This window comes from Streptococcus sp. 27098_8_51, from assembly GCF_041432205.1.
In the GTDB taxonomy this organism is placed as follows: Bacteria; Bacillota; Bacilli; order Lactobacillales; family Streptococcaceae; genus Streptococcus.
The window spans coordinates 392,000-406,770 of the sequence record NZ_JAPVZE010000001.1; the positions used below are offsets into that span (position 1 = coordinate 392,000).

At 40.1% G+C, this 14,771-nt stretch carries 11 protein-coding genes; 1 reads left to right on the forward strand and 10 read right to left on the reverse strand.

Annotated features, from left to right (window positions below; translation table 11 throughout):
* Positions 1 to 140: 140 nt before the first annotated feature.
* Both O3622_RS01940 and eno read right to left on the reverse strand, forming a co-directional pair.
* A complete protein-coding gene (locus O3622_RS01940) occupies positions 141 to 686 on the reverse strand; it encodes a hypothetical protein (RefSeq protein ID WP_049479320.1) in 546 nt (181 codons plus the stop codon).
* A 264-nt stretch (positions 687 to 950) separates the two neighbouring features.
* Positions 951 to 2,255: a surface-displayed alpha-enolase gene (eno, locus tag O3622_RS01945; protein WP_000022821.1), complete on the reverse strand. Its 1,305-nt coding sequence runs from the start codon at positions 2,253 to 2,255 to the stop codon at positions 951 to 953.
* Positions 2,256 to 2,417: 162 nt separating this feature from the next.
* On the opposite strand from eno, the gene O3622_RS01950 reads away from it, so the two are divergent.
* On the forward strand, positions 2,418 to 2,864 hold the full coding sequence (locus tag O3622_RS01950; protein WP_049479321.1) for a DUF1694 domain-containing protein: 447 nt from the start codon (positions 2,418 to 2,420) through the stop codon (positions 2,862 to 2,864).
* Here the strand turns inward: O3622_RS01950 and O3622_RS01955 are convergent.
* The 8 genes from O3622_RS01955 to pulA form a co-directional block, all read right to left on the reverse strand.
* Positions 2,861 to 3,976, reverse strand: coding sequence for a glycerate kinase (locus O3622_RS01955; protein WP_049479322.1), 1,116 nt, complete (start codon positions 3,974 to 3,976; stop codon positions 2,861 to 2,863). The genes O3622_RS01950 and O3622_RS01955 overlap by 4 nt on opposite strands.
* Before the next feature lie 9 nt (positions 3,977 to 3,985).
* Positions 3,986 to 4,630 (reverse strand): phosphoserine phosphatase SerB, encoded by a 645-nt coding sequence (gene serB, locus O3622_RS01960; RefSeq protein WP_049479323.1) that lies wholly within the window; start codon positions 4,628 to 4,630, stop codon positions 3,986 to 3,988.
* Between the two features lie 58 nt (positions 4,631 to 4,688).
* On the reverse strand, positions 4,689 to 6,122 hold the full coding sequence (glgA, locus tag O3622_RS01965) for a glycogen synthase GlgA (RefSeq protein ID WP_371606942.1): 1,434 nt from the start codon (positions 6,120 to 6,122) through the stop codon (positions 4,689 to 4,691).
* Positions 6,119 to 7,258 (reverse strand): glucose-1-phosphate adenylyltransferase subunit GlgD, encoded by a 1,140-nt coding sequence (glgD, locus tag O3622_RS01970; RefSeq protein ID WP_371606943.1) that lies wholly within the window; start codon positions 7,256 to 7,258, stop codon positions 6,119 to 6,121. The genes glgA and glgD overlap by 4 nt, the downstream gene beginning before the upstream one ends.
* Positions 7,248 to 8,390 carry a glucose-1-phosphate adenylyltransferase gene (locus tag O3622_RS01975; RefSeq protein WP_000787250.1) on the reverse strand — a complete coding sequence of 381 codons (1,143 nt, stop codon included), beginning with the start codon at positions 8,388 to 8,390 and terminating at the stop codon, positions 7,248 to 7,250. Before O3622_RS01975 ends, glgD begins: the two co-directional genes overlap by 11 nt.
* A 157-nt stretch (positions 8,391 to 8,547) precedes the next feature.
* Positions 8,548 to 10,443: a 1,4-alpha-glucan branching protein GlgB gene (gene glgB, locus O3622_RS01980; RefSeq protein ID WP_049479326.1), complete on the reverse strand. Its 1,896-nt coding sequence runs from the start codon at positions 10,441 to 10,443 to the stop codon at positions 8,548 to 8,550.
* Between the two features lie 272 nt (positions 10,444 to 10,715).
* Positions 10,716 to 12,140: an NADP-dependent glyceraldehyde-3-phosphate dehydrogenase gene (locus O3622_RS01985; RefSeq protein ID WP_247929711.1), complete on the reverse strand. Its 1,425-nt coding sequence runs from the start codon at positions 12,138 to 12,140 to the stop codon at positions 10,716 to 10,718.
* Between the two features lie 197 nt (positions 12,141 to 12,337).
* Positions 12,338 to 14,623: a type I pullulanase gene (gene pulA / locus O3622_RS01990; RefSeq protein WP_247929712.1), complete on the reverse strand. Its 2,286-nt coding sequence runs from the start codon at positions 14,621 to 14,623 to the stop codon at positions 12,338 to 12,340.
* Positions 14,624 to 14,771: the final 148 nt, after the last annotated feature.

A 14,771-nucleotide genomic window follows, 5' to 3' on the forward strand; every position in this document is an offset into this window, starting at 1 on the left:
TTTGCCCCCTGAACAGAAAAAAGCCCTTCGGATAAAATCCGAGGGGCTAAAAACGTTGTTAAATCAACGGCCGAACTTTTGAATTTCAAGGTTCGGGATAAAATAGTTCACTGAACTATTTTATTTTTTCAAGTTGTCTATTAAAAATAATCATTAATCCTATCTTCAAACCAGTTTCTTCTCCTAGCTCTAGATAACTCCAAGTTAATAGAAAATTTTCCAACTGTAAATGCACTATATAGACAAATCACAAATTTTTCAAACCAATTCATTTCTTCGATATACTGTTTAAAGCAAAGATAACAATAATGTTCTTGTAACGGCTCTAATGCTTTTACTAGTTCACTAACATTATCAGAATATTTTTCATTTATTTCATGATAACGTTTTGAAAAATCAGGATCATGTTCAATTTCGTCATAAAATATTGCCATTGCAAGATCTAACGAACTAATATAATACCCCTCTATCAGTGCTCGTCTAGAAAAAACAATTAATGCTATGAATGCAGCAGTTAAAGCGAGCACCCCTCCGACCATATCCCAAAATTCAGAGGCATAAAAATTTCCAGAGATTAGATAGTTAAAGCTAAAAAGAATAACCACAAAAAGAATTATCCAAAATAAACCTTTAGCTATAAAATCCGTTCCAAATGATCTACGTTCCCATTTTTGCTTAATCTTCAAGTTTATCTCCTTTTTTGAAGTTTTATATATTTTATCATACAATTAACTAGATATCTACCAATTCACGATATACTCACATATTCGGTAAAGGAATAATACTAAAATACAAATCTGAGTATATTTCAAACCATTTATTCAGCTTGTCATAGGCCGGCGACTGACAACAAAAAATATACGTTGACAAGCTCCAGTCAAAAAAGCACTAAGGGGAAGAGCCCCAAAGTGCTTTTTTATAGCTTTACAGCCTCTAATCGAATAAAGAGGTTATTTTTTAAGGTTGTAGAATGATTTCAATCCACGGTATTCTGCTACTTCACCAAGTTGGTCTTCGATGCGAAGCAATTGGTTGTATTTAGCGATACGGTCTGTACGTGAAAGTGAACCAGTCTTGATTTGTCCTGCGTTTGTTGCAACTGCGATGTCAGCAATTGTTGAATCTTCAGTTTCACCTGAACGGTGTGATACAACTGCAGTGTAACCAGCTTCTTTCGCCATTTCGATAGCGTCGAATGTTTCAGTAAGAGTACCGATTTGGTTAACTTTGATAAGGATTGAGTTAGCAGCACCTTCTGCAATACCTTTTTCAAGGTAAGAAGTGTTTGTTACGAAGAAGTCGTCACCAACCAATTGAACTTTACCACCAAGACGTTCAGTAAGAGCTTTCCAACCGTCCCAGTCGTTTTCGTCCATACCATCTTCGATAGTGATGATTGGGTATTTGTTTACCAATTCTTCAAGGTAGTCGATTTGTTCTGCAGCAGTACGTACAGCAGCGCCTTCACCTTCGAATTTAGTGTAGTCGTAAACTTTACGTTCTTTATCGTAGAATTCTGATGAAGCACAGTCAAATCCGATAAATACGTCTTTACCAGGAACATATCCAGCAGCTTCGATTGCAGCAAGGATAGTTTCAACACCATCTTCAGTTCCTTCAAAACGAGGAGCGAATCCACCTTCGTCACCTACGGCTGTTTCAAGACCACGAGATTTAAGGATTTTCTTAAGAGCGTGGAAGATTTCAGCACCCCAACGAAGAGCTTCTTTGAATGATGGTGCACCAGCAGGTACGATCATGAATTCTTGGAAAGCGATTGGAGCGTCAGAGTGAGAACCACCGTTGATGATGTTCATCATTGGAGTTGGAAGAACTTTAGTGTTGAATCCACCAAGGTAGCTGTAAAGTGGGATTTCAAGGTAGTCAGCAGCAGCACGAGCTACAGCGATAGACACACCAAGAATTGCGTTTGCACCCAATTTACCTTTGTTAGGAGTACCGTCAAGTGCGATCATAGCACGGTCGATAGCTTGTTGGTCACGTACATCGTAGCCGATGATTGCTTCAGCAATGATGTTGTTTACGTTGTCAACAGCTTTTTGTGTACCAAGACCACCGTAACGAGATTTGTCACCGTCGCGAAGTTCAACTGCTTCGTGTTCACCAGTAGAAGCTCCTGATGGAACCATACCACGTCCGAAAGCACCTGATTCAGTATAAACTTCTACTTCAAGTGTTGGGTTACCGCGTGAGTCTAGGACTTCGCGAGCGTAAACATCAGTAATAATTGACATTTTTTACTCTCCTTTGAGTTAAATTTTTTACACCTCTATGATACCTTAAAAATAAGCGTTTTTCAAGAAAAAACGTTATCTTTGTGCAAATTTTCCTTAACTTTATAAAGTAATCGCTTTCTTTTGTCTGTTTTCTTGCGATTTTTGTGATATACTGTTTTTATGACAGATTTATCAAAACAACTACTAGAAAAAGCTCATGGTGGGCCCAAATTAAACCCTGACGAACAACGTCGCTATCTCGGCACTTTCGAGGAAAGAGTTCTTGGCTACGCGGATATCAGCACTGCCAATAGTTCTGAATTAGAACATGGATTTTTCTCTATTTTAGAGGGTTTTCAAGAAAAGGTAGAGGAACTTTTTGTGAAAATCTCACCAAATATCGAGTTTGACAAACAGGTCTTTTACTTAAAACAAGCAAAGGAAAGTAACTGTCAGGCGACTATTGTTTCAGATGATCATATCACCTCTCCTTATGGCCTTGTCATTCACACGAATAAACCTGTTCAAGTGGACGAGAAGGACCTCAGACTTGCTTTCTCAGACCTCTGGGAAGAGAAAAAGGCAGAGGCTCCTAAAAAATCTATCTGGAAAAAATGGTTTGGTTAATCCTTTCTCAAATTTAACAAACGACCAATATTAGTAGCTGTGTGCCCCAAATAGAGACTTGCATTTTTCAGACTCTCTTCTAAAGGTTCACTTTTCTCTAAAATGGAAAAGGCTGCTTGTATATTTTCGAATGGTAGGGGAGGCAAATCGTCAGCAAGACTACCACAAATAGCAATAACTGGAACTCTGTTAGGGGTTCTTTTTGCTACGCCGATAGGAGCTTTTCCAGCAAAGCTTTGACTGTCCAGTCTGCCTTCTCCAACGATAACCAAGTCGGCACCTGCAACTTTCTTGTCAAAGTCTATCAAATCCAGGCAAGTATCAATCCCAGATACGATACAGGCCTCAGTAAAAGCATATAGCCCAGCAGCAATCCCACCACCAGCTCCTGCTCCCTTCAGAGATAGGGTTGAAGGCGAGAATTTTTCATAAAACTCCTGTATGGCAAAATCTACAGTTTCAAATAAACTGGGATCCAAGCCCTTTTGTTTTCCAAATGTATAGGTCGCTCCTTGATGACCACATAAAGGACTCACGACATCTGCTATAATGCTAATTTTCACATCTTCAGGAATCCTATACAACTCACTGTCTGAAACTGACTCGAACTCAAGCAAAGTCTGACCGCAAGCTGGTAATTCCTTTCCATTCTTATCATAAAAACAATAACCCAGACCAGCAGCAATGCCTATCCCACCGTCATTACTAGCCGTACCGCCAACGCCGACATAGATATCTTTCATTCCTTGATCAATGAGATGGCGAATCAATTCTCCGATACCGCGAGTTTGGATGTGGAGAGGGTTTCGTTTCTCCTGCGGAATCTTTCCAAGACCAACCAAGTCAGCAACTTCGAAGAGCGCTATTTGATCTTTTTGAAAGTAGCGCATTGATTCTTTTAGCCCAAAAGGCCCCGTCACCTCTTGCCATTTTTCTTCGAGTTCAAGAGAATGGCGAATAGCATCTACAGTTCCTTCCCCACCATCACCTACAGGGCAAAGCAGACATTCTACATCTGCTATTGACTGTTCAAAACCCCTTTTTATAGCTTGAGCGACCTCTTCTGCCGTCAAACTTTCTTTAAAAGAATCGGGTGCAATTACAATTTTCATAGTTCCCTCTCATTCTAAGAAATCAATCAAAGGTAGAACTTCCAAAAAATCCCTCGTATCTACATGACAAGCTATCTCGGATTTTACGACTTCTTTGGCACAAAATGCAATACCACGTCCTGCTGACTTTAACATCAAGAGGTCGTTAGCCCCATCACCAATGGCAATCGTTCTTTCTTTGGGAAGTTTCAGTTCTTTTTTCCATTTCTCAAGAGTATCTTGTTTTACTTGACCTGTCACAATTTCACCAACTAATTTTCCTGTTAAAAAACCGTCTTTGACTTCTAACTGGTTGGCAGAGAAATAGGAGATACCAAGGGATTCTGCTAATCTCTCAACTATTGGTGCAAATCCACCAGACACTAGACCGACTAGGATGCCCTTCTTTTGAAGTATGGAGATAAATTCTTGGGTATTCTTGGACAGATGAATGGATTTGATGACAGTATCAAAGACCGAAACCGGAAGGCTTTTTAACAAAGCTACCCTCGCTCGTAAACTTGTTTCAAAGTCCAATTCACCTCGCATTGCCTGGCTTGTAACCTGCGATATTTCTTCTTCACAACCTGCTTCTTTTCCTAAAAGATCAATCACCTCTTCTGCTATCAGGGTGCCGTCAACGTCCATGACACACAAGCCTTTTACTTGAGACATAAGCTTTCCTTTCTAAACAGCCCAAAAATCGTATGAAAGAATCATACGATTTTATCTATTAGTTGACTAAACTATGGTACAAGTCCAGGTAAGATTTGCAGGCTGTATCCCATGAGAAATCACATTCCATAGCTTGTTTTTGTAGATTTCTCCAAACGTCTGGCTGGTTCTTATAAACATCCAAGGCTGTTTGGAAACTCCAGTTAAGCCAGTAAGGTGTTAAATTATCAAAGCTAAATCCAGTTCCAGTTCCTTCTATCGGATTGAAGGATTGAACCGTATCACGCAAGCCACCAACTTCATGAACCAATGGTAGAGTTCCATAACGCATCGCCATCATTTGAGACAAACCACATGGTTCAAAACGACTCGGCATGAGGAAGAGATCACAAGCTGCGTAGATTTCTTGAGCAAGTTTGACATCAAAAGTGATATTTGCTGATAACTTGTCTGGATAGACTTGTGCAAACCAAGAGAAGGAATGTTCAAAAGCCGGGTCACCTGTTCCTAAAAGGACTATTTGAACGTCCTCCTGTAAGAAACGATGCAAGCTTTCTACAACGACATCAAAACCTTTTTGGCGCGTCAATCGAGAGACAATCCCAACTAGAGGAACATCTGCTCGCACTGGCAACCCCACTCTCTCTTGCAATTTTGCTTTGTTTTGTGCTTTTCCAGATAAATCTTCCTTATCAAAATGATAGTCTAAAAGTGGGTCTGTTTGAGGATTATAAAGATCTGCATCAATACCATTGACAATCCCTGAAATCTTACCTGACTCCATGCGAAGAATCTGGTCCAAACCGCAACCGAACTGACTGGTCATAATCTCATGCGCATAGCTAGGAGAAACGGTTGAGACACGATCTGCATAGAGAATACCAGCTTTCATCCAGTTGAGACAATCATTCCAGCGAAGGGTGCCATCAGCATAGCGTTCAAAGCCAACACCGAACAAATCCCACAGCATTCCTTCAGAAAATTGACCTTGGAATTCCAAATTATGAATAGTTAAAACGGTTCTGATTCCTTGATATGCCTGAATCCAATGGTACTTTTCTTTTAACAAGAAGGGAATCATGGCTGTGTGGTAATCATGAACATGGAGAAGGTCAGGGATAAAGCCGATGCGTTCCATGGCTTCAAGAGCAGCCAGTTGGAAAAAAGCAAAGCGTTCACCATCGTCAAAATCACCGTAGACATGACAACGGAAGAAATAATACTGATTATCAATGAAGTAGAAGGTAACCCCATTCAAGACCGTTTTTTTAATACCACAGTACTGTCTACGCCATCCCACACTAACTTCAAAGTGGAGAACATCCTCTATCTGGTCACCGAACTTAGCTTCTACCATATCATAATAAGGCAAGAAAACTGCAACTTCGTGCCCCGCTTTTACAAGTGATTTGGGAAGTGCGCCAATGACATCGCCCAAACCACCTGTTTTTGAAAAGGGTGCTCCTTCTGCCGCTACAAATAAAATTTTCATGAATAAATGTCCTCTGTTACTGTTTCACCCTTCTTAACTACAACTGGATGTTCTGCCGTTCCTCGAATGACAACACCGTCCGCAACTTCAACGCCCTTGTCCAAGATAGCATATTCAACTCGGGCACCTTGACCAATCACAACACGAGGGAATAAAATGCTGTCCTTCACCACACTATCCTTGTGAACATAAATGTTACGAGATAGGACTGACTGAACTACCTCACCCTCAATGATACTACCAGAAGCAAATTGAGAAGTACTTACTTTTGAAGTATTCGCATAGTAGGTTGGTTCTTCATTCTTAACTTTGGTATAAATCTTTTGATTTGGTGAGAAAAGTGAGTAGAACTTTTTAGATTCAAGCATATCGATGTTTGCTTGATAATAGGACTGAACAGAATGAATGTTCGCTAAGTAACCTGTGTATTCGTAAGCAAAAGCTCCTTCTTTTGCAGCTAAATCACGAAGAACATAGCGTAACTTTTCAGGATATTCTTTCTGAGCTTCTTCTTCAAGTCGTTCAATCAACCAAGGAGTATCCACAACAAAGATATCTGTAGACATGTTGAAGAGTTCATCCGTAGATTTGTTATCAAAGAGTTTGTGCGAACGAACATGGTCAGTTTCATCGATTTCCAAGATAGCATTCACATCTGAAATGTCTTTCTTTGGAAGTTTCTTATATACAACTGTGATCGGACCATTTGTTGTATTGTGTAGGTGGAAGACTTGATTCAAGTCAATATTCACCAGCACATCGCAGTTAATCGAAACGGTTTGGTTTGAACCCGAACGTCTCAAGTAGGTGAGAAGCTGTTGGTAATACTCTTTTCCAACTGTACTGCTTTCAACACGAGTATTGTAAATTCCTAGATAGTAGTGACTTAGAAGGGTTGACAAGCCCCACTCACGACCTGAACGGATATGGTCGAAAACTGAGCTGATATTATCTTGTTGGAAAATACCAAAGATACTACGAACACCTGCATTTGCAAGACTGGAAAGGGGGAAGTCAATCAAACGGTATTTCCCACCGAAAGGCAAGCTAGCCACCGGACGGTGTTCTGTTAACGTTGACATATCATGAAAACCAACTGTGTTTCCTAAAATGGCTGAATATTTATCAATCTTCATCTGTTGCTACCCCCACTACTTCATTGTATCCTACTACTTGTACTTCATCCGTTCCGTCAATCTCTACGCCGTCTGCAATGATGGCACCCTCACCAATAATAGCACGAGTAATCTTTGCTCCATGGCCAATAATAGCTCCGCTCATGATGACAGAATCAACGACCTCAGCGCCTTCACGTACTTGTGCTTCTGTTGAAAGAATCGAACGTTTTACAGTTCCATCTACAAAACAGCCATCCACGACCAATGAATCTTCAACGTGTGCATGCGCACCAAAGTAGTTTGGTGGTGAAATCAAGTTTCTAGAGTAAATTTTCCACTGACGATTGCGACTATCCAAGGCATTTTCTGGTGAAATGTACTCCATATTGGCTTCCCAAAGTGACTCAATCGTACCAACGTCTTTCCAGTACCCATTAAATTCATAGGCATAGACACTTTCACCAGACTCGAGATAGTTAGGGATAACGTTCTTACCAAAGTCTGACATATCCACATTGCTCTTTTCAGCAGCAACAAGCATATTGCGAAGCCGTTTCCAGTCGAAAATATAAATTCCCATAGAAGCCTTTGTAGACTTAGGTTGCGCAGGTTTTTCTTCGAATTCAACGATACGGTTATTGGCATCTGTATTCATGATACCGAAACGGCTAGCTTCTTTGAGAGGTACGTCTAGGACAGCTACTGTCAAACTGGCATTATTATCCTTATGGGACTGAAGCATATCATCGTAGTCCATCTTGTAGATGTGGTCACCAGAAAGAATCAAAACATACTCAGGATTAACACTGTCGATGTAGTCAATGTTTTGGTAGATAGCGTGACTAGTCCCTTCAAACCAACGGTTTCCTTCGCTGGCTGAATAAGGTTGTAAAATAGAGACACCTGAATTGATACCATCCAATCCCCAGCTCGAACCATTTCCAATATGGTTGTTCAAAGCAAGAGGTTGGTACTGCGTAATCACACCAACATTATGGATTCCAGAGTTTGCACAGTTGGAAAGAGCAAAGTCAATGATACGGTAGCGCCCACCGAATTGCACTGCCGGTTTGGCAATGCTTTGAGTGAGTTTTCCGAGACGTGTTCCTTGCCCACCCGCAAGGATCAAAGCTAGCATTTCATTCTTCATTTTCTACTCCTTTATAAAGACATGTGAACGTTAAAATCGAAAGAAGGTCGGAAGTCAAACTTTTTATAAAAATAATAGGAAATCCATTTCTCTTGTGTTTCAAGTCCAATACAAGTACATCCGTTTTTAAAAACTAAAAAATATCATCAACAGCCCATTATTCTTTTTTCTTAGCTTGTTTCAAACGACGCTTGATCTTCCAGATGCTTGCTCCCATGGCAGGCAAGGTAAAGGTCAAAGTCTGCTCATAATCTTTCCATAAGCCTTCTTGAGTCTGAACTGTTTGATTGTGCTCTTTCCACACACCTCCCCATTCTTCTAATTCTGTATTCCAAACTTCTTCGTAAATACCTGCAACAGGTAAACCAATCGTAAAGTCCTTACGTTCAACTGGTGCCATGTTAAAGACACAGACTAACATTTCGTCCTTCTTGCCCTTACGAATAAAGGAAAGGACACTCTGATCTCTATTATCAGCATCGATAATCTCGATACCATCATAACTAGTATCAATTTCCCACAGACAACGATGCTCTTTATAGAATTGATTCAGTTGTGAAGTAAAATGCTTCATCTTGGCATTCATCGGATCTTCTAGATTAGACCACTCCAACTGCTCCTCGGACTTCCACTCGAGGAATTGTCCGTACTCACTACCCATGAACAAGAGTTTCTTACCTGGATGACAAATTTGATAGGTGTAGAGGTTGCGCAGACCAGCGAACTGATTGTAGCGATCTCCCCACATCTTATGCATCATACTCTTCTTACCATGAACTACTTCATCATGTGAGAAAGGCAGGAGATAGTTTTCATTGAAAACATACATAAAGCTGAAAGTCACAAGATTAAAGTCATACTTGCGATAAATCGGATCTTCCTCGTAGAAACGGAGAATGTCGTTCATCCAGCCCATATTCCATTTATAGTCAAACCCAAGGCCGCCCATTTCTTTCATGCCAGTAATCTTTGTTGCTGATGAACTTTCTTCTGCAATCATCATGATATCTGGATGAGCTAACTTAATCACTGTGTTCAACCGTTGAAGGAAATAATAACCCTCGTAGTTAAGATTTCCGCCGTCCTTATTTGGAGTCCAAGGAGCATTATCATAATCTAGATACAGCATATTGCTCACTGCATCGACCCGAATACCATCTAAGTGGTAAAAATCAATCCAAAATTTAATACTTGAAATCAGGAAAGATTGGACCTCATTTTTCCCGAGGTCAAAATTCAGAGCACCCCAACCATAGTTATGAGCCTTGTTGTGATCTTGGTATTCAAAAGTTGGTGTACCGTCATAATATGCCAAGGCATCATCATTAATAGTGAAATGACCTGGAACCCAGTCGACGATAACACCGATATTATTTATATGACACTCTTCAACGAAATCTTGAAACTCGTCAGGTGTACCATAGGAATGTTCAAAAGCAAAGTAACCCATAAGTTGATAGCCCCAGCTCAATCCAAGTGGGTGAGCCATTAAAGGCATGAACTCAATATGTGTATAGTTCATCTCAACTAAGTATGGAATCAACTCGTCTTTCAGTTGCGAAAAAGTATAGGGACTACCATCTGGATTTCTCTTCCAAGATCCTGCATGGGCTTCATATATATTAACTGGTCTCTCGAAAAATCCCAGACGTTTGCGACGTGCTAACCAAAGGCCATCTTTCCATTTCTTTTCACGGATATTGGTCAAAACAGCTCCTGTACCCGGTCTAGCTTCAAAATAAACTGCCAATGGATCGATCTTCATAATCTGGTGACCATTTCCACGCGTGATATGATATTTATAAATCTGACCATCCTGAGCTTGACTCGTAAAGACTTCCCAAACACCTGCTTCATTACGAACCATGGGAATCTGATTCTCAACCCAATCGGTAAAATCACCAACTAGATGAACTGCTTGTGCATTCGGGGCCCAAACCCTAAAGGTATAGCCTATTTCTCCGTTTTTCTCCTCTCTATGCGCTCCTAAATAATGCTGGAGGTGAAAGTTCTCACCTGTAGTAAAGGTTCTTAATGCTTCTTGATTATTCATTCAATCCCCTTTCTTTTGTAAGCGTTTTCTATAATTCTATTATACACTCTTTTAAGATAACTTTCAAGTAATTTACGAAGGAAATCATATTTTTTTATGAAAGTCTTCAAAAAATTACCTAGCATTTTAAAAAAGATATCCAGAAAATAGAACACGAAACAATTTCCATATATTTTTTTATTATAATACCAGAATATTCGTTTTTCATCAATTTTTTACTGTATTATTTTGAAAAAAATAAAATCAGGAAGTTATTTTCCTGATTTTATAAATTATCTCACATCAAAAACAATGGATTTGACATTTGTCATCGCTTCGATACTATATTTAATTCCTTGCACTCCCGCACCAGAACCTTTTACACCAAGGAATGGGAAATTATCTGGTCCACGTTGTGTTTTATTATTAATATGAACGGTACCAACTTCAAGTTTTTCAGCGATTTCAAATGCCTTCTTAAAGTCATTTGTAAAGACAGAGGATTGAAGACCAAACTCAGATTCATTAGCAATTTCTACCGCTTCATTAGCATCTGAAACTCGAATAATTGGGAGAACAGGTCCAAATGGTTCTTCCCAGGCTAATTTCATATCTCTTGTGACATAATCAAAAAGTCCTGGCCAAATGAGATTATTCTCACGTTTGATTGGACTGAGTGCTTTGGCTCCTTTTTCTTGAGCGTCTTCAATCAATCCCCAGATGAAATCAGCTGAAGCATTATCAATAACTGGCGTGATATCTGCATTGTCAAATGGATTGCCTACTGTTAGCTTAGCAACTTCAGCTTGGAGCAATTCTGCCAATCTGTCTGCTACGTTTTCCACAACCAAAACACGTTTGATGGCAGTACAACGCTGACCAGAGTAGCTAAAAGCTCCACCTACGATTTGCTTAGCTGCATTTTCTAAATCTGCATCTTCTAAGACAATTGCTGCATCTTTTCCACCAAGTTCAAGCATAATTGGGCGCATACCAGCTAAACGACCAATACGCTCCCCAATCGGTGTTGAACCTGTAAAGTTAATGAAGTTCACTTCCTTGTGTTCGATGATGTAGTCTCCGATTTCAGAACCACGTCCAGTGATGGTGTTAAAGACACCTGCTGGGATTCCTGCTTCGTCAAATGCTTTAGCCAACAAAAGACCAGAAATAGATCCTTGTGTTGGTGGTTTAAACATAACGACATTTCCTGCAATCAAAGCTGGAGCAATCTTAGATCCAGAAAGGTTGACTGGATAGTTAAATGGTGCAATAGCTAGGACGACCCCAACTGGCTCACGACGGACAACAGCTAGTTTATTTTTACTTGCAGCTTCAAAACCGCCACCTTCCATTGCTTGTCCAGTGATACGGAGACCTTCCTCAGCAGCAAAACGAATCAATTCTGCTGTACGTACTACTTCTCCAATGGCTGCTTTAATCCCTTTTGCAACCTCTTTGGCAAGAATCGTACCAATTTTTTCGTTATCACGTTCCAAAATGTCTGCTGTCTTATGCAAATAAGCTGCACGCTCAACTGGTGCTAAATCACGCCATGCTGGGAGAGCTGTACGCGCTGCTTCCATAGCCTCATCTACTTCAGCCTGACTCATAGCGGGTACTGTCCCCAGTTTTTCTTGATTGATGGGAGAATAGATGGCAATTTCATTTTCCGATGATTTCCATTTTCCATTCACTAAATTCTGATAATTTGTCAAATTCTCTTCCTCCTGAAAATGATTAAAACTTATTTTATCAAATTTTCAGAAAATTACAACCCCTTTTTGGAAAATATTGATATTTTTTTCACAAACTTGATTCTTCAAATTATTTGAAATTTATTCCTATTAGATATTGGTTTTTCAATAAAAATCAAAAAAGGTCTAGTTTTAACTAAACCTTTTTGTAGCATTTACTATGAAAGTACCTTCAAGACTGCAACGCTGATATCATCAATCACATTAGACTCTTGAGAACGACTATTTGTCACAAGCATTTCTAGATTTCCTGCATTTTCAAAGTAGAAGGAAGTTCCCTTGGCATTGAATACCACCAATAAGTGCTCTGATCCGCCGTGAATTTCGTAAACAATCCACCCACTATTTTCAGCAGCTGTATGGACGAAGACATGGCGATAAACTTCTTCGTATGTAGGATAGGAGAAAGCACGCGTTTGTGTTTTTAGGCGAATAATCTGACGAATAAAGTCAATGCTCTCTTGTCTCTCATTGATTAAATCCCAGTTGACCTGGTTGACACTATCTGGAGCATTGTAGCTGTTCATGGCCCGTTCTCTATCTGCCGCAGTCAGCTCGCCATTTTCTCCAGTAGCAAGGAGTTTGGTTCGACCAAATTCTTGGCCAATTTCCATAAAGGACATTCCTTGCATGAGCAGGTTCATTGCTGTCGCTGTCTCAACCTTGCGCATAATCTGGTCAGAACTTTGATCAGGATGAAGCGTCGCCAGCAGGTCATGAAGATTGTAATTGTCATGGGCTTCAACATAGTTGAGAACCTGGTTTGGACTCAGATAAGAGCCCAACTCTCGGCTACCAAGAATAGCCTTGGCTACGATAGGTTCGGTGGCTGCACCGCTGACAAATCCTGACTTGATTGCACCATAAACTTCTCCTCCTTTAATCGCATCACGCTGATCATCGTTGAAGAATCCGATATTTGGCATCTGGTAGGCATTGTCCTTTTTGGCCTTATCATAAGGTGCAAGGCCGGTCCCCATATCCCAACCTTCTCCATAAGTGATAATACGAGGATCAACTTCATCAAGTGCCCAACGAATCGCCTGCATGGTTTTGACATCGTGAATTCCCATCAAGTCAAAACGGAAACCGTCAATATTGTATTCTTTCACCCAATAAAGGAGTGAGTCAATCATATACTTGCGGTACATTTCGTGTTCGCTTGCGGTTTCATTTCCTACACCTGTACCGTTTTGGAAGGTTCCATCTGGATTCATACGATAGTAATAATCAGGAACGGTTGTTTGGAAAGGTGCATCGACCGTTGAAAAGGTATGGTTGTAAACGACATCCATAATGACACCGATTCCCGCATCATGATATGCCTGAATCATGGTCTTGAGGTCTCGAATAACCTGTCCAGGATCATCTGGATTGCTAGAGAAACTTGGTTCTGGTGCATTGTAGTTTTGAGGATCATAGCCCCAGTTATAGGTTACATTTCCATCCTCATCATATTCCTTATGGCGATCAAAGATTGGTTGAAGCTGAACATAATTACAGCCGAGTTCTTTGATATAGTCAAAGGCAGTTGCTTGACCATACTGGTTAACCGTTCCAGTCTGGGCAGCCCCAAGGAAGGTCCCTCGAAGATTTTCTGGAACTCCAGATGTCGGTGATTTTGTAAAATCACGAATGTGCATCTCACAGATAACGGCTTTACATGGGTTTTCCAAACGCCAAGGAGCGTCTGTCCCATGTTTGACTTTAAATCCTTCTACTTGTCTATCTTGCTGAGAGAGGATTACGGAACGTTTTCCATCAGGACTTGTAGCGATAGTGTATGGGTCTCGTGTCAAGGTCTGGTGGTGCGGAAACTCAATCTGATACTGATAGGCTTTACCTGCAAGATTTTCATCCAGGTCTACACTCCAAACACCAATGGTATTGTATTTATGACTGTATGAATAGCTATTCCCTCGCTTTAGATTAAAGGTTTTCCAAATCGGCGCGTCGTTACTTGTATTTTCATAAACGACCACTTGGACTGCTGTAGCGGTTGGAGCCCAGAGTTTAAAGCTTGTCTGGTAGTCTGAGATACTATAACCTAACTCTCCTTGATATCCCCAATGATGATCGAAACTTTCACTGTGAAAGGCTTTATCAAAAGCAAACGGGTTTCGATCTTTATAGCAAGGACTTGCAATAGCTGGATTTTCAGAATAATAAACCGTCTCATCACCATCTAATATCCAAACCTCAGTCAACAGTGGATAATAGTTAAACCGTAGGAGATAGTCTTTTGTTTTTCCATCAATTTCGACAGAAAAGGTCAAAGTATCGAGCATTTCTGCACTTGTAACTGTAAAGGAGAATTTTGCTCCAAAATAATCATTTTCATAATACAAATTTTCTTTAACATCTGCTTGTTTTCTACTGAATGAACAAGCATCATAATCCCCATTTTTTCGGTGAAAATGGATGACTACAGGGTATCTATACATTTCTTTTCCTAATTCCTAATTTTAATTTTTAAGTCATGCTGAAGAATTTAACGGGAATTTCAGCACAATATAGAATAGCTTTAATAGATATAAAAACACATCAGGAGAGATAGTTCCAGACTATCTAACATCTATTTTTCAACTATTC

Excerpts from the sequence above, each read along its gene's own strand:
- eno (WP_000022821.1), bottom strand. The coding sequence starts at position 2,255 with ATGTCAATTATTACTGATGTTTACGCTCGCGAAGTCCTAGACTCACGC.
- O3622_RS01950 (WP_049479321.1), top strand. The coding sequence starts at position 2,418 with ATGACAGATTTATCAAAACAACTACTAGAAAAAGCTCATGGTGGGCCC.
- O3622_RS01955 (WP_049479322.1), bottom strand. The coding sequence starts at position 3,976 with ATGAAAATTGTAATTGCACCCGATTCTTTTAAAGAAAGTTTGACGGCA.
- serB (WP_049479323.1), bottom strand. The coding sequence starts at position 4,630 with ATGTCTCAAGTAAAAGGCTTGTGTGTCATGGACGTTGACGGCACCCTG.
- glgA (WP_371606942.1), bottom strand. The coding sequence starts at position 6,122 with ATGAAAATTTTATTTGTAGCGGCAGAAGGAGCACCCTTTTCAAAAACA.
- glgD (WP_371606943.1), bottom strand. The coding sequence starts at position 7,258 with ATGAAGATTGATAAATATTCAGCCATTTTAGGAAACACAGTTGGTTTT.
- O3622_RS01975 (WP_000787250.1), bottom strand. The coding sequence starts at position 8,390 with ATGAAGAATGAAATGCTAGCTTTGATCCTTGCGGGTGGGCAAGGAACA.
- glgB (WP_049479326.1), bottom strand. The coding sequence starts at position 10,443 with ATGAATAATCAAGAAGCATTAAGAACCTTTACTACAGGTGAGAACTTT.
- pulA (WP_247929712.1), bottom strand. The coding sequence starts at position 14,623 with ATGTATAGATACCCTGTAGTCATCCATTTTCACCGAAAAAATGGGGAT.